Annotated in this window: 21 protein-coding genes and 1 pseudogene; 11 read left to right on the forward strand and 11 right to left on the reverse strand. The window is 45.9% G+C overall.

Going from position 1 to position 24,814, the window contains the following annotated elements; translation table 11 throughout:
- Window positions 1–166: 166 nt before the first annotated feature.
- The 3 genes from QVP94_RS00370 to QVP94_RS00380 all read right to left on the reverse strand — a co-directional run bounded on the left by QVP94_RS00370 (window position 167) and on the right by QVP94_RS00380 (window position 3,767).
- Window positions 167–550, reverse strand: a complete 384-nt coding sequence (locus tag QVP94_RS00370) for a hypothetical protein (RefSeq protein WP_008773491.1) — start codon at window positions 548–550, stop codon at window positions 167–169.
- Window positions 551–694: 144 nt separating this feature from the next.
- Window positions 695–1,870: an MFS transporter gene (locus QVP94_RS00375; protein ID WP_022191729.1), complete on the reverse strand. Its 1,176-nt coding sequence runs from the start codon at window positions 1,868–1,870 to the stop codon at window positions 695–697.
- Between the two features lie 13 nt (window positions 1,871–1,883).
- Window positions 1,884–3,767 carry an ABC-F family ATP-binding cassette domain-containing protein gene (locus tag QVP94_RS00380; RefSeq protein WP_022191730.1) on the reverse strand — a complete coding sequence of 628 codons (1,884 nt, stop codon included), beginning with the start codon at window positions 3,765–3,767 and terminating at the stop codon, window positions 1,884–1,886.
- Window positions 3,768–3,866: 99 nt separating this feature from the next.
- On the opposite strand from QVP94_RS00380, the gene ung reads away from it, so the two are divergent.
- The 8 genes and pseudogenes from ung (at window position 3,867) to QVP94_RS00420 (ending at window position 9,256) form a co-directional block, all read left to right on the forward strand.
- Window positions 3,867–4,529 (forward strand): uracil-DNA glycosylase, encoded by a 663-nt coding sequence (gene ung / locus QVP94_RS00385; RefSeq protein ID WP_005854520.1) that lies wholly within the window; start codon window positions 3,867–3,869, stop codon window positions 4,527–4,529.
- Window positions 4,530–4,556: 27 nt separating this feature from the next.
- A complete protein-coding gene (locus QVP94_RS00390) occupies window positions 4,557–5,267 on the forward strand; it encodes a DUF169 domain-containing protein (protein ID WP_005854517.1) in 711 nt (236 codons plus the stop codon).
- Complete coding sequence (locus QVP94_RS00395) at window positions 5,257–5,568, forward strand: MGMT family protein (RefSeq protein ID WP_005854515.1); 312 nt, start codon at window positions 5,257–5,259, stop codon at window positions 5,566–5,568. Before QVP94_RS00390 ends, QVP94_RS00395 begins: the two co-directional genes overlap by 11 nt.
- Before the next feature lie 559 nt (window positions 5,569–6,127).
- Window positions 6,128–6,253 carry a DUF417 family protein gene (locus tag QVP94_RS00400; protein ID WP_197730312.1) on the forward strand — a complete coding sequence of 42 codons (126 nt, stop codon included), beginning with the start codon at window positions 6,128–6,130 and terminating at the stop codon, window positions 6,251–6,253.
- Between the two features lie 110 nt (window positions 6,254–6,363).
- Window positions 6,364–7,350 (forward strand): peptide-methionine (R)-S-oxide reductase MsrB, encoded by a 987-nt coding sequence (gene msrB / locus QVP94_RS00405; protein ID WP_369825042.1) that lies wholly within the window; start codon window positions 6,364–6,366, stop codon window positions 7,348–7,350.
- Between the two features lie 116 nt (window positions 7,351–7,466).
- Window positions 7,467–8,276, forward strand: a complete 810-nt coding sequence (locus QVP94_RS00410; protein WP_005854507.1) for a helix-turn-helix domain-containing protein — start codon at window positions 7,467–7,469, stop codon at window positions 8,274–8,276.
- A gap of 110 nt (window positions 8,277–8,386) precedes the next feature.
- Window positions 8,387–8,824, forward strand: a pseudogene (locus QVP94_RS00415) (AraC family transcriptional regulator); the annotation flags it as partial.
- A 15-nt stretch (window positions 8,825–8,839) separates the two neighbouring features.
- Complete coding sequence (locus QVP94_RS00420) at window positions 8,840–9,256, forward strand: pyridoxamine 5'-phosphate oxidase family protein (protein ID WP_227154481.1); 417 nt, start codon at window positions 8,840–8,842, stop codon at window positions 9,254–9,256.
- A 116-nt stretch (window positions 9,257–9,372) separates the two neighbouring features.
- Here the strand turns inward: QVP94_RS00420 and QVP94_RS00425 are convergent, their stop codons facing one another.
- Complete coding sequence (locus QVP94_RS00425) at window positions 9,373–10,230, reverse strand: AraC family transcriptional regulator (RefSeq protein ID WP_005854503.1); 858 nt, start codon at window positions 10,228–10,230, stop codon at window positions 9,373–9,375.
- Window positions 10,231–10,377: 147 nt separating this feature from the next.
- Here QVP94_RS00425 and QVP94_RS00430 point away from each other — a divergent pair, with 147 nt between their 5' ends.
- Window positions 10,378–11,028 (forward strand): pentapeptide repeat-containing protein, encoded by a 651-nt coding sequence (locus QVP94_RS00430; protein WP_005854501.1) that lies wholly within the window; start codon window positions 10,378–10,380, stop codon window positions 11,026–11,028.
- Here the strand turns inward: QVP94_RS00430 and QVP94_RS00435 are convergent.
- From QVP94_RS00435 to QVP94_RS00460, 6 genes are all read right to left on the reverse strand, one after another.
- Window positions 11,025–11,285, reverse strand: a complete 261-nt coding sequence (locus QVP94_RS00435; RefSeq protein ID WP_005854499.1) for a GNAT family N-acetyltransferase — start codon at window positions 11,283–11,285, stop codon at window positions 11,025–11,027. The two genes, QVP94_RS00430 and QVP94_RS00435, sit on opposite strands and share 4 nt — an antisense overlap.
- 3 nt (window positions 11,286–11,288) lie before the next feature.
- Window positions 11,289–14,528, reverse strand: coding sequence for an AsmA family protein (locus QVP94_RS00440; RefSeq protein ID WP_022191731.1), 3,240 nt, complete (start codon window positions 14,526–14,528; stop codon window positions 11,289–11,291).
- 131 nt (window positions 14,529–14,659) lie between these two features.
- Window positions 14,660–15,664, reverse strand: coding sequence for a sugar phosphate isomerase/epimerase family protein (locus QVP94_RS00445; RefSeq protein ID WP_005854495.1), 1,005 nt, complete (start codon window positions 15,662–15,664; stop codon window positions 14,660–14,662).
- 23 nt (window positions 15,665–15,687) lie between these two features.
- Window positions 15,688–17,136 (reverse strand): Gfo/Idh/MocA family protein, encoded by a 1,449-nt coding sequence (locus QVP94_RS00450; protein WP_005854493.1) that lies wholly within the window; start codon window positions 17,134–17,136, stop codon window positions 15,688–15,690.
- Between the two features lie 150 nt (window positions 17,137–17,286).
- Window positions 17,287–18,069: a porin family protein gene (locus QVP94_RS00455; RefSeq protein ID WP_022191732.1), complete on the reverse strand. Its 783-nt coding sequence runs from the start codon at window positions 18,067–18,069 to the stop codon at window positions 17,287–17,289.
- A 13-nt stretch (window positions 18,070–18,082) separates the two neighbouring features.
- Window positions 18,083–19,177: a PCMD domain-containing protein gene (locus QVP94_RS00460; RefSeq protein WP_005854489.1), complete on the reverse strand. Its 1,095-nt coding sequence runs from the start codon at window positions 19,175–19,177 to the stop codon at window positions 18,083–18,085.
- A 310-nt stretch (window positions 19,178–19,487) separates the two neighbouring features.
- On the opposite strand from QVP94_RS00460, the gene QVP94_RS00465 reads away from it, so the two are divergent.
- A complete protein-coding gene (locus tag QVP94_RS00465) occupies window positions 19,488–20,801 on the forward strand; it encodes a Gfo/Idh/MocA family protein (RefSeq protein WP_011966673.1) in 1,314 nt (437 codons plus the stop codon).
- 48 nt (window positions 20,802–20,849) lie between these two features.
- On the opposite strand, the gene QVP94_RS00470 is transcribed toward QVP94_RS00465, so the two are convergent.
- Entirely contained in the window at window positions 20,850–22,370 is a 1,521-nt protein-coding gene (locus QVP94_RS00470; RefSeq protein WP_005854486.1) for a DUF4301 family protein, read from the reverse strand.
- Between the two features lie 176 nt (window positions 22,371–22,546).
- On the opposite strand from QVP94_RS00470, the gene QVP94_RS00475 reads away from it, so the two are divergent.
- Window positions 22,547–24,760: a RelA/SpoT family protein gene (locus tag QVP94_RS00475; RefSeq protein ID WP_009018118.1), complete on the forward strand. Its 2,214-nt coding sequence runs from the start codon at window positions 22,547–22,549 to the stop codon at window positions 24,758–24,760.
- Window positions 24,761–24,814: the final 54 nt, after the last annotated feature.

Raw genomic sequence — 24,814 nt, forward strand, 5'->3', positions numbered from 1 at the left:
CGATACCATATCTATTCTATAATCTCCGTCGTGGATTATACAAACCACAGCGTGATCTATAAAAACCACGACATGATCTATACAGACCACGACGTGGTTTATAGAATAGATACAGTCACAAGATACTTTTTATGCAATAGCTTGATACTTTACATCTATCCTTTACTTATTTATCGGCTAGATAAACATCGGGGAAGGAAAGCCCGCTCGTCATCCGGTTATTATTGTTCGTTACGTTGATCAAAGCCACGTATTTCCGATATTGATCGGTGCTTAACGCCTTTTTCATCAACTTTAAGTTGCCAAATACGGCTTGCCGCATCCGTTTATCCCGCATTTTATGACTTCCCCTCAAGCCCTCGCTTTGCTTTTCCCTAAAATAATCGTTGATCATCGCTACCTCATTAATCTGGCTGGGACGTAATTCCAGATAGCTTACCAATTGGCCCACATTGACTACAAACGGTTCTTTATGTAAGCTCGATTCCTGCGCGAAACTCATTGTCACACTTACCAACAAGGCTGACATAGCCATTACTAAACGTTTCATACTACCTATTCCTTTCATTTGTTAAACCTTAAAAACCTATTTCTCTGTGATCTTTGATACAAATATAGGGTGAGGTTTCCCGCTAGAAAAGGAAGAATCGACGAAGTACGCCGTAGGTTTAGACGAAACCGGGAATCAAGCGGATCAAGAAATCAGCTTATTCCTCTCGTACGAGGCTTTTACCAAGCGGATATAGACGAATAAGGAAAGAAGGCAACAAACCGCCCCGACTCCGTAGGCGGTAGCCAGATTGGCACGGGTAGCGATAAAGCCGGCGGATAACATCCCGATCCCCATCCCGAAATCGAAAGAGGTCAAGTAGGTGGAGGTAGCCGTACCGCGCATATGGTGCGGAGCGACATTCACGAAAAGACATTGAAAAGCCGGTACACTCACGCCAAAACCGATACCGATCGCCAAGGCGCAAGCGAAAAAGACAAACGATGTATGTACGGTAGCGAACACGGAAAACGAGATCGCTAAAGAGACCAAGGATACGATGGACACGACATGGATCTTGCCATGGTCCACTAACCGTCCGGAAATCAAACGGGCCGTCCCTACACCGATCGCCATAAATATAAAGAAGTAGCCGGGGTCCGGCACCTCGATCTCTTTACCATATAATACCACGAACGAGAGCAACATCCCATAAGGTATAGCGACCAGCAAATAGGCCAAGGCCGCAGGAAGCGCTTTCACCAAGATAAAACGATCCAACGAGAAGGCCGGACGAGGCACTTTCTCCCGTTTCGGATAACGGATCAGCCCGACGGAGCCGATCCCGACCAAGGCGATCACCAAAGCGACCCCTATAATCCAGAAGAACCCCTGCCGGTCGTACAACCCGACCGCAACCAAAGGGGCCAAAGACATCGCGAGATTGATCGTCAATCCGTAAAAGCCCATGCCTTCTCCCCTTCGCTTGGAAGGGATCACGTCTATCGTAATCGTATTGCCGGAAACAGAGGTCAGTCCCATGAACCCGCCTTGGATGAAACGAACCGCCATGATCGTATAGACCGTCATGGCAAACCAATAACCGGCGAACAGACAGGCGAATATCGTGAAGGCGAATACATATAACGGTTTGCGGGAGAAACAATCTACCAGATATCCCGAGAACGGGCGCACGCACAGCAAGCCGATCGTATAGCTAGACAAGACCATCCCCACCTCAGACGTGCTGATGCCCAATTCCTCTACCAGATAGACCGGCATAGTAGGCATCAACATATAAAAGGCGAAATTCATCAAGAAGTAAGAGATACAACATTGGACGAAATTCCGGTTCCAAAGTACAGGTTTAGTCTCGCTCATTCCTCTTTATTACTTATGCCAGCTCGCTCAACTCCAGCCAGCGCATCGTTTTCTCGTCGATCTCTTCCATGACTTGGGTGATCCGTTGAGATTTAGCCATGAGCTCGTCCGTAGACAAAGTACCACTGCTCATAGCGGTCTCCAACTCCGCTTTCTCTGCCTCCAAAGCCGGTATCTCCTCCTCTAAGGCCTCGAACTCTTTCCGCTCCTTGAAAGTGAGTTTTTTCTTTTGCTCATTGACAGGACGAGACGGTTTCTCCGGAGCCGGGTTTTGTCTCGCTTGCAAAGCAGCCTCCGCCTCTTTTTCCAGTTGGTCTTGCACGTCTTTCCAATCCCGGTACTGCGTATAGTTGCCGGGGAAATCCTTGATATCGGCGTTACCCCGGAAAACCAGCAGGTGATCTACCACCTTATCCATAAAGTAACGGTCGTGGGAAACGACGATAGCGCACCCCTTGAAGTTACGAAGGTATTCCTCCAATACGTTCAAGGTCACGATATCCAGATCATTGGTCGGCTCATCGAGCACCAAGAAGTTCGGGCTACGCATCAATACCGTACATAAATACAGGCGACGTTTCTCCCCACCGCTCAATTTATAAACGTAACTATGCTGTTTCTCCGGCGTGAACAGGAAATAGTTCAAGAACTGGGACACTCCCATCTTCTGTCCGTTACCCAAATCCACGTATTCGGCGATCGCCTGCACCACGTCGATCACTTTCATTTGCTCATCGAACTTCAAGCCCTCTTGACTATAATAGCCAAAGCGAACGGTCTCGCCCACATCGAAATGGCCGCTATCAGGAGCCACCTCCCCCATCAGCATCTTGATAAAGGTAGATTTGCCCGTACCGTTATTCCCGACAATACCCATCTTCTCGTAACGGGCGAAAATATAGTTGAAATCCTCCGTAATCTTCAAGTCACCGAAACGTTTGCTTACATTCACCGCCTCGAAAATCTTCGAACCAATGTAAGAAGCCTTTACGTCCAAGTTCACCTTTCCGGTATCCCGTTGTTGCTTCGCTTTCTTTTCCAGCTCATAAAAGGCATCGATACGGTACTTCGCTTTCGTGCCCCGTGCCTGCGGCTGGCGGCGCATCCAATCCAGTTCCGTACGGAGAAGATTCTTCGCACGCTCCACGTCGGCGTTCATCGCCTCGACACGCTCTTGGCGTTTCTCCAGATAATAACTATAATTACCTTTATACGAATAGATTTGTTTATTATCGATCTCGATGATCTCACTACAAACACGATCCAAGAAGTAACGGTCGTGCGTCACCATCAAGATACTGATATTGGCCCGGCTCAGATAATCTTCCAGCCACTCGGTCATTTCCAGATCCAAATGGTTCGTCGGCTCATCCAAGATAATCAATTCAGGGTCCGTGATCAAGACATTCGCCAAGGCTACCCGTTTCAACTGTCCTCCGGACAATTCCCCGATCTTCTGATTGAAGTTATGAATCTTCAACTGCCCGAGGATTTGTTTCGCTTTCTGCTCATAATCCCACGCCTTGAAGCTATCCATACGGGTAAGGATGTCCTCCAGATTCGAGTGCTCCTCTTTCGTCATCGCCTCCTCGTACTCAGCTATCAACTGGACAGTCTCGTTCTTCGAGTGGAAGCAAGCCTGTAGCACGGTCAGTTCTTCCGGATAAGAAGGTGATTGCTCCAAATACCCGACCCGCAGGTCTTTCCGGAAAACCACCTCACCCGAGTCGTAATCCTCCTTACCACCGATAATATTCAATAAGGTAGTCTTACCCGTCCCGTTTTTGGCGATCAACCCGATCTTCTGTCCTTGCGCGACTCCGAACGTTATATCCTCGAAAAGAACCAAATCACCGAAGCTCTTGGTCAGCTTATCTATCTGAAGGTAACTTATCATGTTTTCTAATTTAAATTCAAATCGGAAGGCAAACTTACACAAAATCCTCGAATTTTAAGCTTTTCTCCGTACCTTTGGTGGAAGAATAAGAAAAACACCATGAATGTTAGAATAGATGAAAGTTGGAGAAAACGTCTGCAAGAAGAATTTGACAAGCCTTATTTCGAGCAATTGGTGACATTTGTCAAAAACGAATATAAGCAAGCGCACGTACTTCCTCCCGGGCCCCAGATATTCCATATATTTAACGCATGCCCGTTTGAGAAGGTAAAAGTCGTTATCTTGGGACAAGACCCCTATCCTAATCCGGGACAATACTACGGGGTCTGCTTCTCGGTACCCGAGGGCGTGGCGATTCCCGGCTCCTTGATGAATATATTCAAAGAGATCCACGATGATCTCGGAAAACCGATCCCTTCCTCCGGGAATTTGGATCGTTGGGTAAGCCAAGGCGTATTCCCGATGAATTCCGTTCTCACAGTCCGTGCCCACCAAACAGGTTCGCACCGGAACAGAGGATGGGAAACATTCACGGATGCCATTATCAAGAAATTAAGCGACGAACGGGAAAATCTAGTATTCATGTTATGGGGCAGTTACGCTAAAGCCAAGATTTCCCTTATCGATACGAGCCGACATTTGGTCCTAACGACCGTACATCCATCTCCCCGCTCCGCCGAATATGGTTTCTTCGGTTGTAAGCATTTCAGTAAGGCTAATGATTTCTTACGGGGTAAAGGCATCCCGGAAATCGATTGGTAAGTATAAATCAACCTAAATCAATCGTATATGGACATTCAAACGTTTATCGACAACTATCAGGAGACATTCTCCGGCAAAGCGGAATTACCGATCGCCTTCTGGTATTCCGATACGCTATCGGGAGAATTAAGGAAGACGCAAGGTTGCCTGTTTAAAGCGCTTCCCGCCATAAGGAACGGAGAGATTATCAGCATGAGCGGAGAAAGCATCGGTTGCGGAGGTGGGAAATTCTATACCGGATTCACTCCCATGCCGGAACATGTACCTAATTTCGTTTCCTTGAAAGAACGATATAAGCAAACACCCGAGATGGTTCTGGAAGGCATCAAGAAGATAGATGTACAAAGGGCGACCAAGCAATATATCCATTTCGCGAGAATCGACCGGCTTACTTCCTTCGAGGATGTGGAAGGGCTTTTGTTCCTCGCTACCCCGGATATCCTGTCCGGCTTGGTCACGTGGGCGTTTTTCGACAATAACTCGCCCGAGGCCATCTCCACGCCTTTTGGCTCGGGATGTAGCGCAACCATTACGCAAGCCGTCAATGAGAACCGGCGTGGCGGGCACCGTGCTTTCCTTGGCTTCTTCGATCCCTCGGCCCGCCCTTATGTGGAAAGCAACGTATTGAGTTTCACGATCCCGATGTCTCGCTTCAAGGAGATGTGCGAGACGATGCGTATGTGTAGCCTCGATACGCACGCATGGGGCAAGATAAAAGCGAGAATCGATGAAGGCTGATTTTTACACGGAAGTTTACAACATCGTAAAGGAAATACCGGAGGGAAATGTGGTTACCTACGGGCAGTTAGCCAAACTCGCCCGGAGGCCACAATGTTCCCGCATGGTAGGGCAAGCCATGTTCAACGCCCCGAGAGAGCTGAACTTGCCTTGCCACAGGGTAGTAAACAGCCAAGGGAGATTGGCTCCCAATTGGACGGAACAAAGGGAACTGCTGGAAAAAGAAGGCATCGCTTTCAAAAAGAACGGGTGCGTGGATTTAAAGAAGCATATTTGGGCGGAGATATTGCCCATTATTTAAGATACGTCACGCCATCACAAAGCTCATTATCCCCAAAAAGCATATCAACGCCATTATCAATATAGATAACAAGGTGATTATTCTCCTGTGAGCATATTTTATCGAGACATGCAATATCCCGATAAACAACAACACGTATAGTATCGCCTCCGGATAACCCAACATTTGATACATATAGGGTATTTTCGTATATATGTATCCTTCAAAGGATCCCATTGTCGGCCCAATGGTTGATAGCAAGGACAATCCTAGGATTATTACGCCTAATTTCATTAAGCCGTTCTTTTCCTCAAAAAACACCTTCCGTAAAGGCAATAACACCAAAGCCAACAGTATCCCGCGAAATATCTGCAGAACAGGCCCTAACACCACGATTGGCTCATCGACCGGCTTCATAAATGAGGATATCACATCGGTAGCGAACAAATCCCGATAGTTCATCACCAAAAGGGCAAATACCCCCGCGACAAATCTTGTCAGTTTTTCTCATAACGACAGACTAAATTATCAAAGAACAAAAATTACGGATTATAGATTAAACATTAAGATGAACAAGAATATGAAATCAATTATCAGTTTCTTTAAATTCACCCCGACCGAGGCCGCCGGGATCAAGCCTTTGGTGGAGAACCATTTCCTGCTATTCTGGTTATATAATATAATGGATCTCATCCCTTCACGATAATAAAGAAAAAGTATATGAAACATCTAATTTTATTTATAGCTTTGCTAGTATCAAACGGACTAGCAATCGCGAGAACGACAATGAGTGATCAACTTTCAAAAACAACAAGAATGAATACCCAAAGTGAAATTTATTTTGCCGGTGGATGTTTCTGGGGAACAGAACATTTCATGAAGCAAATCGATGGCGTTACGAATACCCGAGTAGGTTACGCGAACGGGAAGATGAGTATCAAAAACCCGACTTACGAACAAGTGTGTAACGATAATACCGGATTCGCCGAGACAGTGGAAGTTAGCTACGATCCGCGACAAGCCGATTTGAAGTTATTGATCGAACTATTCTTCAAGACGATAGATCCGACAAGTATCAACCGGCAAGGCAACGATATCGGATCACAGTATCGTACCGGCATCTATTATACGAATACGGACGATCTGCCGATCATCAAAGAGACCGTGGAGGCATTGGCCAAGAATTATTCCAAGCCCATCGTCGTAGAGATTCAGCCATTAAGTAATTTCTATCCGGCAGAAGACTATCATCAGGATTATTTAGATAAACACCCGGACGGTTATTGCCACATAAGCCCGGATCTATTCGATTTCGCCCGAAAGGCTAATAAGGGGAAAGCCTCGAACAAGCCTGTATCGCAAAAGAAATTCCAGAAACCGGATGATCAGACATTGCGCTCTAAACTCACCGCCGAACAATATGCGGTAACACAGCAAAACGCTACGGAAAGAGCTTTCAAGAATGAATATTGGAATGAAAAGCGTGAAGGCATCTACGTAGATATCACGACCGGGGAACCTTTGTTCATCTCTACCGATAAGTTTGATTCGGGTTGCGGATGGCCTAGTTTCTCCAAGCCGATAGACAAGAGCTTGGTGATGGAAAAAACGGATCTTTCCCACGGGATGAAACGGATTGAGATACGCAGCAAAACAGGAGATGCACATCTAGGGCACGTTTTTAATGATGGCCCAGCCGACAAAGGTGGGTTACGATACTGCATCAACAGTGCGTCATTAAGATTTATCCCTAAAGCAAAGATGGAAGAAGAGGGATATGCCGACTATCTCCCACTCCTATAAAAACAAATAAAAAAACATAGTTATGATTTGTTCAACTCATAACTATGTTTTGAAAATTTCATAACTATGATTTTTTAATAGTATCTTCGCCGTATAAAACAAGCGAAAGAAGCACTATGTATCACGAATTTACCCCCTGCGCAGCCTTAGTGCCCTTTATCGACAAGTTCTGGGTGTTCAAAGGCTTTACCGACATCGGGACACGTTTTAAGATCCTCGCGGACGGATGCACCGACTTTATCTTCTCAATCGGTAACATGACCGTCCCTACGGACGAGCATTCGATGATCATGCAACCTTATCGTTCCTATTTCGTTGGTCCTATGCGGGTTTATTCGGATCTGACTGCCACGACAAATACCCTGCACATGCTGGGGGTTCGTTTTCACCCCTGTGGGCTGGCAGCTTTCACGAATGAGCCTTTGGGACAGTTTGCCGATCTTCGCATCCAGTCTTCAGATATTAACCTTTTATTCGATAATTCCTTTGCCGAGATGCTTTGCGAACAGCCGGACGATTCCGTCCGTATCCGCATTATCGAAGGCTATCTTATACGCCTTCTCACCCAATCCATTCAAGTAGACAGACAAATTATATACGCCACCTCATTTATAAAACAGTCCTGCGGACAGCTACCCGTACAAAACTTGATCGACAAGATTTGCATTTGCCAGCGGCATTTCCAACGTAAGTTCAAGGATGCCACCGGATATACTCCCAAAGAATTCAGCCGGATCATAAAATTCCAATATGCCATAGAAGTACTGAGGAACGCCCCACACACAGACTTAAGCAGCATCGCCTTAGATTGCGGCTACTATGACCATTCCCACTTTATCAAAGAATTCAAGCGTTTAGCGGGAGACGTTCCCTCTTACTTCCTTACTTTACCAAATCCTGCGGATGAACCGCTTACTTATATTTGATTAAAAATAAAATCGCAAGAATCTATCACATAAAAAGTCGTTTTTTTACAACCAGAAAGAATAGTCATTCCGTATGTTTGCACTATTGAACTTTTACAAATAAGAATCTTATGAATTACACTTTTGAACTAAAAGAACTACAAGCTACACACATCGTGTATCTTCATCATCAAGGAGATATGAGCATGATCCCAAGCTCTATCAGAAAGCTTATGCAATGGGCCGGGCCAAAAGGACTTATAAACGGTCCAGCAAATAAACTTATATCAGTTTACCAACACGAAGGAAAGGAGTTAAGTGTGGATATCGGTTTAACAGTGCCTCAAGAGGTAGAGGGAGAAAATGAGATCTCAAAAGGATTATTATCCGGAGGACTTTATGCGATCGGGCATTTTGAGATAGGAACGGATGAAATACCCGCCGCATGGAGCTTGATGTACACGCTTACATCCAAACACCAATGCAAACCTTGTGCGGGCAAATCATTCGAGATCTATCAAAGCATCCCTCTCGATCAACATCCACAAGATAAATGTATGATCGATTTATGTATACCCGTCCAGATGATAGACCTCAAGCTAATCGAGGAAAAAGCAATTTCCATATTAACGGAATGTGACACCGCTATGCTCGCATCTGTTACGGAAGAGGGTTATCCCCGTCCGGTTCCTATGGGAAAAATAAAAGCGGATGGTATTTCCCAAATATGGTTCTCTACAGGCACGTTCTCTGATAAGACAATACAATTCCAACTCAACCCGAAAGCCGGAGTTTGCTTTATGAAAGGAGGAGACAGTATCGTGTTAACGGGTAAGGTCGAGATCGTTTCCGATATGGAAATCAAGAAAGCCCTTTGGTCTGACTGGATGTTCGCCCATTTCCCTGGAGGAGTAATAGATCCGAGCTATTGTATATTGAAATTCACTTCCGAAGAAGCGACTTATTGGATCGATAATGAATTTGTAAAAGCTAGTATATAAGTTATCACATCATACAATTGCGTCTAAAATATTAAAAATCTTGATTGCCGCAAATTAGAGAAGACGGCAATCAAGATTAATTCATTTATTCACTTCAGAAACCTCTCTAGCTCTTATTATTCTATCGCCACATAAATCTGGGTCAATAAATCCTCCGGCTTCGTATTACGAGGATCATTCAAGTAGATCTCGCCGCTAGGCACTTCCCGTAAGGAAAGACCCATCTCGGGGAGATATTTGCCGTAAAGCGTATCATACACAGCCCCTAATTGCTGATAAGTTCCTTTATAAAGAGCGACCATAAAACGCCCTTCCAATACCTTTTTCGTACCAATCTCCCCTTTAGGGCAAACCGAAGGAGCGACTTCCAGACAAATATCGGTACGCAGCTTATCCGGTGAGGTCACTTTCGGATCATCATGATACAAGCAGATCGGTGAAAAACTCAATGGCTGGATGTTTTGCTCCTTGGCGAATTGGAGCAAGCGCATCCAAGTTCCCAGATAATCGATTTCTTTATACCCTCCGTTTAGACGAATGTAGGCTACTTGTTTGCCGGGTAAATCTTTTACCTCGACCTTCAATTCCATATCGGGCATTATTCTATTCGGTTCCATAATTACATAATCTTTATTGTTTCTATATTCATTTGGAGAAATCCCATAAAACTGGCGAAAAACCTTAGACAAAGAAGAGGGTACGTCATATCCTACCTTATAGGCGATCTCCTTGACAGGTATTTCTGTATAACGCAAAAGCCGAGCGGCCGTCTCGACCCGCATCCTAACGATAAACGTACCAACCGGTTCCCCTAAGAACTCTGCGAAGATCCGATGAAAATGCCAACGAGAGAATCCGGATATCTCCGCCAGCTTATTTAGATCGATATCCTCGCCTAAGTGATTATTTATGTATTCAACCAATACATTCATACGTTGTTGATACTCTGTCTTTGTCGTTGTCTTTATTCGCATGATTCTTAGGATTTCAAGGCAAAAATAGAAGAATTATCCCGAACACACTTTTCCGATATTGCTAAAATGAACTATAAAGTAAAGATATCGTTTATTTAGCCCAAATCCGTTATCTTTACCATCTAAATTAAAATAGGAAACAATAACATGTTGAAAATAACAGCGCCTAGATTGGTAAAAAACTTACGGGAGGATGTGGACTGGATGGATTGTATATCCAGACAAGAGGATGATTTTACAGAATGTTCTTTCAATGGATTATGCGTCGAGGACGTATCTAAACAGAACCTATCCGTTAATTCCTGCTTATTCACCAATTGTGGTTTCATTGCTTGCAATTATCGTAAATCTCAGTTTAGCGATGTGGTATTTAAGAACTGTGACCTATCAAATATAAATTTATCCGGATGTGGCTTTTACCGCGTAGAGTTCATTGGGTGTAAACTTACCGGAACGAATTTCTCCGAATCAATCTTTAATCATACTACCATCCGGGATTGCAAAGGAGATTATGTAATCTTCTCCATGAGCAAACTCCGGAACGTATCTTTTAATCAATGCTTTTTACGAGGAGGCGGATTGGACAATTGCCAATTCACAAACGTAGAATTCGAGCATTGTAATTTAGTAGAGGCCGAGTTTCACCGGACCTCTTTGAAAGGGATCGATCTTACTTCTTCCGAGATCGCCGGTATACGTATCGGCTCGATTCCCGGAGGGGAGTTGAAAGGTGCTACCGTAACCTCCTTACAAGCACTGGACATCGCCAGAATGCTAGGCATTACGATCAAGGATTAAAACTCCGGATGGCGTTTTAACCACACAACCGCATAGGAACAGGTAGCCAAAGGGCGCAACCCCTGTTCCTTTGCGTATTTATAAGCTGTTTCAACAAGAGTCGCCGCAATCCCACGCCCTTCCAAGTTTTTTGGGACAATGGTATGGATAATGTCCAAGGCATCTCCTCTTAAACGATATTCCACATAGGCTGTCAAGCCGTCTTCTACTACCTCGAAACGATTTTTCTCCGGATAGTGATTTACTGTATATTCCATTATTTATTCTTTTAAAGATTCTATTTCCTTATTATTTGTATCAATCTCCTTCCGCTTATCTTTCTTTTTATCGAGACCGAAAAAGCGCTTTACCTTCGTGAAGAAACCTGCCACTTTCAAGGCCGCATCCTGTTCTTTTTTCGAGACTCCCACGGATTCCACCAAGGCTGGTCTTAGCATCTGCCATAGATAGTTGAACGTGGAATGATAGGGATCTCGCACGATTTCCATATCGACCTTACGTAATTTACTATCTTTCCGCTCAGGATGGGCCGGATTATTATCCCGTAAGACCAAGTTCGCCAATCTCGACAAGAAACCTTTTTGTGTGGTCTCTCCGTCTTTCTCTTTCAATAGGGCCACTTTCAGTTTCCGATACGGGAAGTCTAACCGTATCCGGCCTTTCCGGCTTGAGGCATCCATATGAAAGACCACATCCCGTGCCCAACCGCTCACTACTTCCGCCGGCGCCAGAGGTTTTACGATCTCATTCAAGGAAAGCAGGTCTAGGCTATCCAAACGGGCATCCAATAGAAAGCGGTCGTATAATGAATCTACCGGGAGTTGCCATGTAGCCGTAAAATGCCCCGATCCCATCAGGTTCCCGTCCGCATGCAATCTGATGAATTGCTCCGGATAGGAAACGATATTGGTCAAACCTGAAAATTGGCCATTCATATCGGTAAAATAAAGCTTACCGGGCTTATCGCCTTTAACGGGTAATTCCTCATAAACCAGAGAGAAATTGGCAACGGAAGCGGTATCTATCTTGAAACGGACCGGAGCCTTTTGTAAACCTTCATAAATCATCGGAACGATATGAGGCTCCACCGGGATCTTCCGGTTCTTTAAGTTTTGTAGTAAGACATCGTTTATCCAGAGTCCCCCCACACGTAATTCCTTGGTTGAGAAATATCCGGGAATATCCACGTCGTTCAATCTTACGTTCCCAACCTTCACGTCAAACCAATCTTGATGCTTAGGCTGTTTATAAGCGAACTCCATTTTGGAATAAGGCGAGACTAAATGTACGTTATCCAACCTCAAACCTGACTTTCTCAAATCCAGATCCCCGATCTTCAACCGGTAGAAGCCATTATCCAACGGTATATCGATATCCTTCGTCTGTAGCTGAAGATCACCTAATTGAAACGTCTTCTTCTTCAAATCCACAAACACATTCTCCAAAGCCAATTGGATATCCTTTTGGCTCTCAGTCCGCAATATTGTCGTATCCGATCCCCAAGACATAGAAAAATCACCATCGGATAAATCAAATCGGTCAAACCCGATCTGATAGATGCTATTCTTGGGAATCCGGATTCCCGTTAATGAAATCAATGGGGTTGAAAAACGTATCGAGTCCTTTTTAGCGGCCAAGGTCACATCCTGTAGACGGAAAGAGCCGTTTACGGTGGATAGCGAACCTTTTCTTATAGTCACACGCAGATCCTTTCCCGGTAAGTAGTTATCGAAATCCCGGAAACTAAGACCAAAATGATCATACTTGAAAAACAATTGCCCACTCCGGTTCGTTTGCTCATCCACCAAGAAATTCGTGGCAAAGAAATTGAGGCTGTTGAGTCGGTACCGGGTCGTGTCATTTATCTCACGATCCTCCAATGTCACATTTGCGTTCTGAATCTGGATCTTACGGATGGAAAGATACCGAAGGAAAGGATTTAACAAACTCTCCACATCCACACGGCTATTTACAGATGTGCTTTTCCCTTTATCCGGAGATTCAACGGAGGGCGTTTTATAATAAACCAAGCGAGGCGACCGAATCATCAGTAAATCCGCACTAATACCTTTGTTGTACGCCAACCCGTCTATCCGGATCGTATCGATACTTCCCGACAAATAATCATTGCGGGAACGAACAGACAACGGACGCAGCCGCATGCTATCTATATGAAACGAGCCTGAGGCCGTATTCATCGCCAAGCGCTTGATATCGAACCGGTGATTACGAGCCCTCATGATCCCTTGTATATCATTCGCCTCAAACGCAATGGAACGAAAATAATTCAGTTCCTCGCCCGGAGCTACCAAGGAGTCGATCAGAAGACCTTCCGCATGGAAATTAAACTCAGGGATCGAGAAGTCCTCTATCTGCCCTTTCAAGGCTAAGGAATAGTGAAGGGCGGTTCGCTCTATTCGTATTCGATCCACGGATATACTATGTAGTACCGGGGAGATCACATCATATAACGATAAGGCTTGCACCAAAGAATCCGCATCGGCATTCGCCTGCTTCTTCTCCCGAGTCAAGTCATACACCTTGATATCCGAAGATTGTATCTCAAAATTACGGGCGGACAAATAGTTCAAGGCTTCTTCCCGTCTAAAGTGAATCCCTTGTATCTCTACGGTTTGTACCTTCCCTTCCAGATAATTCGTTGGTTTCCGATTGGTCTCCCCCCACAATAATTCTTGCGGAAGCAATTGGATTTTTTGGATATAGATAATGGAATCTTGGGTACTGAGGCATATACTATCCGTCTCCAACTTAAAATCATTATTTACCAACAAGGTTTGCGGCTGGTTCGTGACAAAATCGAAGTTATCGCAATACAACAGCTTCCCGCTCCGTGAAGAGGTAGAATCCAACATAAAACCATACGCATGGAAACTTACGTTATTCAACGTATAGATAATCGGCGAGACTTGGTTTTCCACATTATAAGAGATACTGGCATTTTCCAAGTTCAAGGTCTTTACGCTCAGGGCATCTATGTATGGAGAGATCACCTCGTACAAGGTCTTCGATTCGGCATGCTCTACCGTATCTGCCGCCAGTCCGGAAACTAACGGGTTTGATCCGGAAGAGCCGTATACACGGACCTCCGGCGAGCGGATCTCAAAGGTATTGAAATGGAGTTGCCGGTAATTCCATCGCCATACCAAATTAATTCCCTTAAAATCTATCACCTCAATCCGGGTACTTACATAGGTATCGGGCAAGCTATCCAAGGCGGCCCAATGTTCAAAGACCTTAGAGTCCGGCTCCAATGAAACACCCTCTAGCCTTAGCTCTCCCTTGAAGAAGCTAATAGAAAGCTTATCGAAAGAAAGGCGATAAAAACCATCCGTAGCATTCGCCGTACGCTCTATCAGTTCTCTTTTCAGGTACCGCTCCAAACGACCTGTCAGGAAAAGATTCAAAACTAGGAACAATACAGCCAGCGATAAAACAGCGATCACCGTATGTTTCAATATCTTCCATATCCTAGAACTCATCCTTTCCTTGATTTTTGCGATATAAACTTCTTTTTATAAAAACAAAATAGACCCGTTTATGTTGCCTTTCATCTAATAAAAAAGCCCCGGAGTTTATTAACCCCGAGGCTTACGATCTATCGATTGTTACTTCATTTTACAAAAGGAGCCTTGATCAAATAGTCGGCACAATCCTTCACACCCGCAAATTGAGTACGTCCGTCCGGCATTTGCTCCAACTCTACAAAATAGTCTTTGATTCCGTTCGCGTACATTTGCTTGAATATCATCTCAAAGTTCATCATACCACTTTGGCCGAATACGGCACGATCCTTGATATGTAATACCTTGATACGATCCGGATGTTTCTGCATATACTCGACAGGATCGTTTTGTCCCATGACAGTCCAATAAACATCCATCTCGAAGTAAACCTTGCTCGGGTCCGTATCTTTCAGCATCAAGTCATAAATCTGGTCTCCGACTTTCATGAAGGCAGCGAAAGGATTTCCCTTCACTTTCTCCTGTTGCTCTTTCGTTGCGACACGATTGAACTCCATATTATGATTATGATAGCCAAAACCAGTGGCGATGCCCTCTGCCTTGATAACATCCGAGGCCTGATTGAAGATATCACAAACAAGTTTAGCCTCATCGTGTGTAGTAATCGTCGGCATCATCGGCTGGATCAAATATTTACAGCCTAGTTTCGCATGATCGGCAGCCGTAGCTTTCCAATACTCCATGATCTTTGGGGTAACCTCCTTCGAGTATTTGAAAATCATAGCCTTAAAAGGGTCAGAGATAGATGTGTCTACCGGATTCACGTGCGAGCTAATGATCTTCAAGCCAGCGTCTTCCGCCATTTTCTTGAAGTCCATCATAGGAACACCTCCGATAGCGCCTTTACCATAACCCGCCAACTCCAGCTTGGAGTATCCCATATCCTTCACCTTCCGAAGATTAGCGGCCACGTCGCCTTTATATAATTCTTGGGATAAAGAATAGATCTGTAAGCCAATCTCTTTGCCGGCATGGACCTCATCCACAACTCCCAACGCAGCGTTCGCCGCATTTACGGAACCGGCTTTACCAGCCAGCAATCCACCAGCGGTAAAGAGAGAGATATTTTTTAAGAAATCCCGTCTGTTACTCATAACATCATTCTATTTAAATAGGCTTATTTACAGAAATAAGGCAATGAATACGGGTTGCGATATTGATACCAGTACAAACGGTGGGAAGCCGCCTCCTTATCATTACCGAAGCTTAATGTAGCCGGGTTCCATTTAACCGGACGGCCTAGCTCACGGGCAATATTCTGTAAACAGCAAAGCGTATTCGTACTGCAACCTACCTCAACCGGAGCGATCGGGTTCTCACGTGAACGAACGCAGTCGATGAAGTTCTGCATATGCGGAGCGCTAGTCTCATAATTGCCAGCATCGTTACCCTTCTTTTTACTGTCTTTCAGCTTCTTCATATATTCCTCATACATCTTCTTACGCTCTTCCGGAGTCATCATTCTCGGGCGCTTCTCGATCAAGTTCTTCAGGTCGGAGGGGATCTTAGACTGATCAGAGCAGTTGATGTAGCCACGAGCTACCTCGATCCAACCGTTATCACCGACAAACTTAATACCCTGCGCATCCGGATTATCCTCCAAATAAGGTTGTTCAGTCATTACGATACCATTCGCATAGCGCATGGTTGAATATTGCGTGCCATTGTATCCCTTAGGTGTAAACTCAACCGGACCAGAGCCATCCATACCGATAGCGGCTTGGGCGATATCGAACATATGAGCGCCCCAGTCAGCGGTATAACCATTACCAGTCTCTTGATACCAACGCCATGCGCCCCATAGTTTCTCGTTCTCTTCCGGATCCAGAGAAATAGGAGGACATAAATCGGGATGATAATGGATCTTCGGATCGTTCAACGGACCCATCCACTGATTGAAGTTCAAATTAGCGGGAACCGGCATTTCCGGCAAGCTCAGCGGCGTAGGAGGCTCACCTACACGTGCATATATTTTCTCTATATGACCGATGGCTCCATTCTGAACCATATCGATCGCAGCTTGGAACTCTCTGCTGGAACGTTGCTGGCTACCTACTTGAAGCACACGTTTATTATTACGTACGGCTTTTACCATAGCCAAACCTTCAGCGATCGTATAAGCCAACGGTTTCTGACAATATACGTCTTTTCCAGATTGACAAGAATGAATGGTAGCCAAGGCATGCCAGTGGTCCGGGGTAGCGACCTCGATAGCGTCGATATCCTTACGCTCCAGCAAATCCTCGTAAAACTCATATTGATCACAACGTTGGTTCATTCCCTTTGAGGCTTGCCATTCAGCGACACGTCTTCTGAAACGCTCTGTTTTCATCGTGTCCACGTCACAACATGCGGCAACCTGTACGCCCGGACATGCGGCAAATCCTTTAAAGTCTGATAATGCTTGCTGACCTAGGCCGATAAAACCTAAAACGACTCGATCGCTCGGGGCGATACGGACTCCATCAATGGCCCAACTGGGAAGAATTGTTAAACTAGCCAATCCTAGTGCGGAAAGACCCAAAAACTCTCTACGGCTTACGCCCTTCTTAGTGTTTTCTTTCATGGTAATTTTGTTAATAATATAAGATAAAATGTAACTTGGTCTGAGAATGATTGCCCCAAAGTTATAAAAAATAATTTATTTCCATAATAATCTTTTAATAAAAAAGGCTATCCTTGTCCGGGATAGCCTTATTTTGATTCATATCAATTCCTAAAACGCATATCCGAAACCTACGTTCAGATAGATCGGATACATCCCGAAGGTAATCGTATCGAAATCCTTTTGGAAGATATCGTTCAATCCCCATGTCAAGTCAGCGTATACGATAAGGTGCTTAAACGCCTTCCATTCTGTACCGATCTGCGCTCCCCACTGAAACTTTCTTAAGTTATCCGAGAAATCATAGGAAGCACGGTTGTCACCAGAAAACTCCACCTTCGTACCGGTAGGATTGATCTCACGCAGATATCCGTCGTATACGTAGCCGGAGAAGTTCCGGTTTGTAGCGAACGAGACAAATGGTCCCGCCGAGAAACTCACCCGGTTATTCAATTGGTAAAGAGCCACGACCGGTATCGAGAAATAAGAGTTCTCCACTTTCGTCTGCACGCCGCCGGTCCAGTTTCCTTTCAGCTTCTCGCCACCGGAGCCAATGATCTCCATGCTGTAATTCTTAACCGTCGCTTTTGTCTCCATACCTTTATTCTCCAGACGGAGACCGATCATCATACCCCATTCCTTGCTCTCGCCGAACCATTTCTTGATATCGCCCTCTATGGAGACACAAAGCGTAGGGCTATAACTATCTATCGCACGAATCTCACGAGGCAATGGCACCGGAGCGGTTCCGCCGATATTGATACCGGCCTTTACCGTATATTCCAATCCCCTTAGGGAAGACCAGACTATTCCTTGGTTTCTTTCCTGCTGCGCCTTCAACGTAACGACACTCGACAAGCACAGTATACCTATTAATACTATATATCTTTTCATATCCTCTGTTTTTTTAGTTCTCACCGGACTGGATTATCTCAACCTCATCGATCCAAAGCGTGCTACCTTCCGCTCCCTCGAAGACATCACCTTTCAAACTCGAAGAGAAGACTATGGATAACTGATAACCACCTTTCGCCAGCTTATCCTTATCGATCACCTTACCGGGCTTAGCCACGAACGGGATATAGAAACGCGTCCACTCATCCGTCTCTTTCTGATCGCTGATCCGGGCAACGGATATCAGGTTCGGGCTTGTCAACCCGTTGAAACCATCCAAATATTTCACATTCTCATCCGTCTCATAGAAGATGGCGTAGATATCACATTGGTCTTTCTTACCTTTTACCTCCTCGCCATTCACTTTATACGACTCTCCCGCTTTATATTTATAATAACCACTCAAGTAAGTCGGCACATGATCGAAAGGACGTCCCAATCTCGTGCCTTTCCTTGCGTCCGGAATAGCGTTCAGCAAATCAAACGTACCGATGAAAAGGTTTCCGGCGGCGATAGGCATACCGAATCCGCTACCGAAACTACCCGTGCTGCGGGTCACCAACTTAGCGCATTTACCGACATATCCGTTATCGTCTTGCATGGTTGGGAAGTCTAAAGGCTCCAATTTATTATTGGTCAAGGCAAATCCGGCATTCCCGCTCGCCCAAGTCACGGAATCTCCATTCGATGTAAAGTCATAGAATATCTGGTAACGTCCATTCTTCGGCTCCATCGTTATATGCTCGAAATGATATTCCGTGCTTACGCCGGAGACGATACAACGCACCGTATAAGTCTTTGTCCAGTGACCATCCTCGGAAGTTACCGTATAGGTTCTCGGCGTCGTAAAATCAAAAGCGGAACCACTAGCCGGAGTGATAGTAGCGCCGGGAGTCAAGGTGAATACCGGGGCTAGGTTTGTAATATCGGCGTCACTTTTCACGGTCAGTGTCACGGATTCGTTGTCGATCTCCGGCTCGGCTTTCAATATATCGCCATCCACCGTACACGACAAGATATCCGCTTCCGCATTGGGCGCCTCCTCCCGGATACATGAAACAGAGATCATCACCATAAAAAAACAGAAAAGCAAATTTCGCAAAGTCATACTCTATACATTATATTATATACAACACATCGCCCTTTTAGGGTGAACATAATGCACAAAGTTAAACTATATTCTCCAATATCGCATCCCTATATCTTTTAATAACTTTTTTTACAAAGACGCAATGGTACATATCCTTACAATACCAACCTTACCGGACAGATATACTTCAAGTACCACAGGATATATACTTCAAGTGCCATAGGATATATACTTCATCGACTAAGTAAGTAGTTAAAAAGCTATTATCATTTGCGATTGTAAAGGATTTCGCTTAATATTGCAAATACTTTAAATCAATAGTAATACCATGACAACTCGAAGAGATTTTCTCCGGCAGACCGCTTTGCTCGGTGCCGGACTTACCATCAGTCCTTTTTTCATTAAAGCCGGGAGCGCTGGTGTGGGCGCAAACGATAAGATAGGCGTCGGGCTTATCGGATGTAACGGCATGGGATTCGAAGACCTGAAAGCGTTCCTTCGTAATCCGGAAGTAGAGTGTATCGCCTTGTCGGATATTGACGAGAACGTATTGAATAATCGGGCGGCAGAGACCGAGAAGATCACCGGGAAGAAAGTAAAGCATTTATATAAAGACTGGCGTAAATTGATAGACAATAAGGATATCGATCTCGTAATCGTAGGTACTCCCGATCATTGGCACTGCCTGCAAATGGTATCCGCTTGCCAAGCCGGGAAGGATGTGTATTGTGAGAAACCGCTGGGAAATAGTATCGAGGAATGTAACATCATGGTACGGGCGGCGCAGAAATACAACCGGGTCGTGCAGGTAGGCCAATGGCAACGTAGCGATCCGCATTGGCAGGACGCCATGCAATTCGTACATAGCGGACAGCTGGGTAAGATACGCACCGTACGTGTATTCTCTTATCAAGGTTGGTGCCCCTCTATCCCCGTCAAGCCGGACGAGGCGGTGCCCGCCGGAGTGGACTATGATATGTGGCTGGGGCCGGCCCCGAAACGTCCGTTCAATCGGAACCGTTTTCATTTCACATTCCGTTGGTTCTGGGATTATGCGGGAGGTTTGATGACGGACTGGGGCGTACATTTACTGGATTACGCATTGTATGGCATGAACGTCACCGCACCGGAGTCTATCATGGCTTCCGGAGGTAAATTTGGTTATCCGGATGACGCTTGCGAGACCCCGGACTTATTGCAAACCATTTATACATTCAAGGACTTCACCGTTATGTGGGATCATGCGATCGGCATTGACGACGGGGCCTACGGACGGAATCATGGCCTAGGATTCGTTGGCGAGAACGGTACCTTGGTGATCGATCGTGGCGGCTGGGAGGTTATTCCGGAAAAGGTAAACGGACAGGCCCGCATGGAGGCTGTTCCCTTGAAGAAGTCATACGGAGAGGGTGGCTTGAATTTGCATGCGAAGAATCATTTGGAATGTATCAAGAGCCGGAACCGGAATTGCAATGCCAGCGTAGAGATCGGGGCGCATATCGCCAAGTTCTCCCAATTAGGGAATATAGCCTATCGCACGGGTAAGAAATTATCGTGGGATGGAAAGAGTTTCCATGATACGGAGGCGGATAAACTATTGTGCAAGGAATACAGGGCACCGTGGGAATTACCGAAAATATAAGGATCTAGTTGTAGGGACGGGGCACGCCCCGTCTCTACAACTGGGTATTTATTGATGTTCGGGGCGTAACAGGTCGTTCACCGTCTTCACGGGGTTGAATGTCTCGATAGGAACTTCTACGAATACCGTGTTCCAGTCGCTCATGGCACCGTTCCACAAGCCCGGCAATTCCAGCGCTTTCAATTCGCGGCCATCCTTGCTCTTATAAGAGATGAAGCCCGTATTCTTATCCACGTAATCCGGCAAGTTGTATTTCTCTCCCTTGTGATTCTTAACGGCGCAAACCAAATCCACGGGATTAAAGTGAGTACCCTTCTCAAACATCGCCTTCTTAGCCGGATCGCTCATATCGATCTGGGAGCTTTCAAGCACCTGCAAGGAAACCGTACCGTCCGGATTCACCGCCAGGAACGGACCGCCACCCGGCTCGCCCACATTCTTCACCATACCGCATACACGCAACGGGCGAAGCAGTTTGCTCTTGATATACAGGATTAACTCGGCGTCTTCCAGTAATTTCGTATCCGGGTTCTTGATACATAGGTCGTCTTGCAAGAAATGAATCATCTCCTCTACCTCGGCATGGGTATATTTGCCGGTCTCGATCTGTTCCAGATATCTGAAGGCTTTCTCCTGCAATGTTACCAAGACACCGGCGATCACCTTCTTATAGATAACCGTAGAGCATTTGAAGCTGTCCGGAACCACGTTATCTATATTCTTGATAAATACCACGTCGGCATCCACATCGTTCAAATTCTCGATCAAGGCTCCATGCCCACCCGGACGGAACAATAACTTATCATTCTTATCGCGGAACGGCGTGTTATCCATAGCGGCCGCTACCGTATCAGTACTCGGTTTCTGGATACTGAAAGAGACATCGTATTTCACAGAGAACTTCTCCTCATACTCGCCAGATTTATCGGCAACCAATTGCTCGAATAAAGCCTGATGCTCCGGAGATACCGTGAAATGGATATTCACCTCTCCGGCGTTATTCTTGGCGTACATGGCACCTTCGGCCAAATGTTCTTCCATCGCCGTACGAACCGTATCGGCATATTTATGGAAAAGCAACAAGCCTTTCGGTAGCTGCCCGTAATTCAAGCCTTTCGGCTCCAATAAATTGGATACCACCTCCTTGTACTCGCCCAAGGCTACCAACGCAGGAATATCTTTCCCTGTATTCTCCACGCACTTCTTGTCCAAAGCCTTATAGAAAGCGAATTTCTCGATCTCGCTAAAGAATTTCTTCTCGAAAGCGTTCATCGGTTCCTTATAATCCGCAGAAAGGAACTCGTACAGATTCTTAAACATACGGCTAGCAGCGCCGGAGGCAGGTACGAATTTTACGATTTTCTTGTTTTTAGCCAGATAAGCGTCCCAAGCATCCATATAAGAAGCCTGTTCCTCTTTAGATATTACCATAATACCTTTTTCTACCGAAGCGGAGGCCGCTATCTCAAGGAAAGGGAAACCTTTTACGAAGCAAGCGAGTTGCTCTTCAATCTGTTTTTCGCTGATTCCTTTGGCTTTCAGCTGTTCTAAATCGTTTGCGTTTAACATAGTATAGTATTTAATGTGAATAATCTCATCAGTAACACCACAGGGCACTTATGCGCTATGTGTATCGCAAATGTATAAAATAACCGCAAGATACATGTTGAAATTCCATAGAAAAAAGTATTTTTACAGCATGTTTTGCGGTTTGTCCTCAACCGGGCAATAAAAATGATATAACTATGGATACAATTGGATTCTTTACGTCTGAGGAAAAGAAGCTGTTCTTCTCCAAATACAGGCTCCTGTTACGAAACCTTTACTCTTTCCTCGAGAGGGAAGATATCCGAAAGATGAAGGAGCTGATGAAGCGGGTTGTCGCCCTCGATTGCTACGGCAGGGATAAGAATGGTATCAACGGTTTATTGCGAAATATTGACACGGCCTTGATCGCCACCTTGGAGATTGGCTTGAAACGCACCTCGGTCATCGCCCTCCTATTATACCGCCCGGTATTGAAGAAAGCGATCACGATAGAGGAAGTGGAGCAGAAATTCGGAGCGGACGTGACCTTGATCATCCGTCGCCTCTTGAAGACCTCCGACCTGTATGCCCGGAACACCGCCGTCAACTCGGAGAATTTCCATCATTTGCTTTTCTCGTTTGCCGAGGACGTACGTGTGATCTTGCTTATGATCGCCGACCGCCTCTGCCTCATGCGTATGGGAAAACAGATGCAAGAGGATGATCGTATCCGGCTGGCTACCGAGGCCTCTTATTTGTACGCTCCCCTCGCCCACCGGTTGGGCTTATATACGATCAAGAGCGAGCTGGAAGACCTTTCCCTGAAATACACGGACAGGAAACAGTATGACTTCATCAAACGGAAACTGAATGAGACGAAACGTTCCCGTGACGCTTATATCGCCGAGTTCATCGCCCCGATCAAGCGGAAGCTGGCAGCGGCAGGATTCAAGTTCGATATCAAGGGGCGTACCAAATCCATACATTCCATTAATAACAAGCTGAAAAAGCAGCAGGTGGAATTCGAGGGTATCTACGATCTTTTCGCTATCCGGATCGTATTGGATACGCCGCTGGAGAAGGAACGCTCGGAATGCTGGCAAGTCTACTCCATCGTCACCGATATGTACCAGCCCAACCCGAAGCGTATGAAGGACTGGATCTCCATCCCGAAGACCAACGGTTACGAGAGCTTGCACATCACGGTGATGGGCCCGCAAAATAAATGGGTGGAGGTGCAGATCCGTACGAAGCGGATGGATGAGATCGCCGAGCGAGGCCTGGCGGCGCATTGGAAATACAAGGGCGTGAAAGCGGAGAGCGGGCTAGACGAGTTCTTGAATACCGTACGTGCCGCCTTGGAGGCCAAGGAGAATAATCCGCTCGACTTGATGCAGGATTTCAAGATGGATCTATATAAGGATGAGATCTACGTCTTCACGCCTACCGGCGAGCTTATCAAGCTGGCCAAGGGAGCGACGGTCCTCGATTTCGCCTTTGCCATCCACACGAAGCTGGGAAGCAAATGCGTATCGGCTAAAGTGAACGGGAAGAACGTACCGATCAAATACACCTTGAACAACGGCGATAGCGTATCCGTGATCACGTCGCCGGCGCAAAGCCCGAAGCGGGATTGGCTGAACTTCGTCGTCACCTCCAAGGCCCGCGTGAAGATCAAGCAGGCCTTGAAGGAGGAGACCGTGAAGGCCGTGGAGTTCGCCAAGGAGATGTTGCAGCGCCGCTTCAAGAACCGGAAGATCGACATGGACGAGCCAACCATGATGCGCTATATCAAGAAGAAAGGATTCAAGACCGTCACGGACTTCTACATCGAGATCGCCGAGGAACGCCTCGATCCCAACCAAGTAATCGACGAATATCTGGAGGCTTTCCGCAAGGAGACGGAGACGAACGAGCGCACCGAGGTGCGTAGCGCGGAGGAATTCGTGACCACGACTCCGGTGGAGGAGATATCGACGAACAAGGATGTCTTGGTGATCGACAAGAACCTGACGGGTATCGAATATAAACTCGCCAAATGCTGCAACCCGATTTATGGCGACGAGGTTTTCGGTTTCGTCTCCACGCAAGGTATCAAGATACACCGCATGGATTGCCCGAACGCCCAAGAGATGTTCAGCCGCTTCGGTTACCGGATCATCCGCGCAAAATGGAGCGGCAAGGGAGACAATGGCTATACGGTTACGTTGCGGGTGATCGGACGGGACGATATAGCGATCGTCACCAACATCACCTCCGTGATCGGAAAGGAATCGAACGTCACGCTTCGCTCCTTAAACATCAACTCGGTAGACGGATTATTCCAAGGTAACTTTACCGTATTGGTAAGAGATACGACCGCATTAAACTTGCTGACGAAAAAGATCAAGGCGGTAAACGGCGTGAAAACGGTAGAGCGATTAAATTCTTAGATAGTGTACTGTGCACGAAGTACCGTAGTACTCTGTACGAAGTACTACAGTACC

The organism is Parabacteroides sp. CAG:2 (genome assembly GCF_000436315.1).
GTDB classification, from domain to species: domain Bacteria; phylum Bacteroidota; class Bacteroidia; order Bacteroidales; family Tannerellaceae; genus Parabacteroides; species Parabacteroides distasonis.

Excerpts from the sequence above, each read along its gene's own strand:
- QVP94_RS00370 (WP_008773491.1), bottom strand. The coding sequence starts at position 550 with ATGAAACGTTTAGTAATGGCTATGTCAGCCTTGTTGGTAAGTGTGACA.
- QVP94_RS00375 (WP_022191729.1), bottom strand. The coding sequence starts at position 1,870 with ATGAGCGAGACTAAACCTGTACTTTGGAACCGGAATTTCGTCCAATGT.
- QVP94_RS00380 (WP_022191730.1), bottom strand. The coding sequence starts at position 3,767 with ATGATAAGTTACCTTCAGATAGATAAGCTGACCAAGAGCTTCGGTGAT.
- ung (WP_005854520.1), top strand. The coding sequence starts at position 3,867 with ATGAATGTTAGAATAGATGAAAGTTGGAGAAAACGTCTGCAAGAAGAA.
- QVP94_RS00390 (WP_005854517.1), top strand. The coding sequence starts at position 4,557 with ATGGACATTCAAACGTTTATCGACAACTATCAGGAGACATTCTCCGGC.
- QVP94_RS00395 (WP_005854515.1), top strand. The coding sequence starts at position 5,257 with ATGAAGGCTGATTTTTACACGGAAGTTTACAACATCGTAAAGGAAATA.
- QVP94_RS00400 (WP_197730312.1), top strand. The coding sequence starts at position 6,128 with ATGAAATCAATTATCAGTTTCTTTAAATTCACCCCGACCGAGGCCGCC.
- msrB (WP_369825042.1), top strand. The coding sequence starts at position 6,364 with ATGAATACCCAAAGTGAAATTTATTTTGCCGGTGGATGTTTCTGGGGA.
- QVP94_RS00410 (WP_005854507.1), top strand. The coding sequence starts at position 7,467 with ATGTATCACGAATTTACCCCCTGCGCAGCCTTAGTGCCCTTTATCGAC.
- QVP94_RS00420 (WP_227154481.1), top strand. The coding sequence starts at position 8,840 with ATGATAGACCTCAAGCTAATCGAGGAAAAAGCAATTTCCATATTAACG.
- QVP94_RS00425 (WP_005854503.1), bottom strand. The coding sequence starts at position 10,230 with ATGCGAATAAAGACAACGACAAAGACAGAGTATCAACAACGTATGAAT.
- QVP94_RS00430 (WP_005854501.1), top strand. The coding sequence starts at position 10,378 with ATGTTGAAAATAACAGCGCCTAGATTGGTAAAAAACTTACGGGAGGAT.
- QVP94_RS00435 (WP_005854499.1), bottom strand. The coding sequence starts at position 11,285 with ATGGAATATACAGTAAATCACTATCCGGAGAAAAATCGTTTCGAGGTA.
- QVP94_RS00440 (WP_022191731.1), bottom strand. The coding sequence starts at position 14,528 with ATGAGTTCTAGGATATGGAAGATATTGAAACATACGGTGATCGCTGTT.
- QVP94_RS00445 (WP_005854495.1), bottom strand. The coding sequence starts at position 15,664 with ATGAGTAACAGACGGGATTTCTTAAAAAATATCTCTCTCTTTACCGCT.
- QVP94_RS00450 (WP_005854493.1), bottom strand. The coding sequence starts at position 17,136 with ATGAAAGAAAACACTAAGAAGGGCGTAAGCCGTAGAGAGTTTTTGGGT.
- QVP94_RS00455 (WP_022191732.1), bottom strand. The coding sequence starts at position 18,069 with ATGAAAAGATATATAGTATTAATAGGTATACTGTGCTTGTCGAGTGTC.
- QVP94_RS00460 (WP_005854489.1), bottom strand. The coding sequence starts at position 19,177 with ATGACTTTGCGAAATTTGCTTTTCTGTTTTTTTATGGTGATGATCTCT.
- QVP94_RS00465 (WP_011966673.1), top strand. The coding sequence starts at position 19,488 with ATGACAACTCGAAGAGATTTTCTCCGGCAGACCGCTTTGCTCGGTGCC.
- QVP94_RS00470 (WP_005854486.1), bottom strand. The coding sequence starts at position 22,370 with ATGTTAAACGCAAACGATTTAGAACAGCTGAAAGCCAAAGGAATCAGC.
- QVP94_RS00475 (WP_009018118.1), top strand. The coding sequence starts at position 22,547 with ATGGATACAATTGGATTCTTTACGTCTGAGGAAAAGAAGCTGTTCTTC.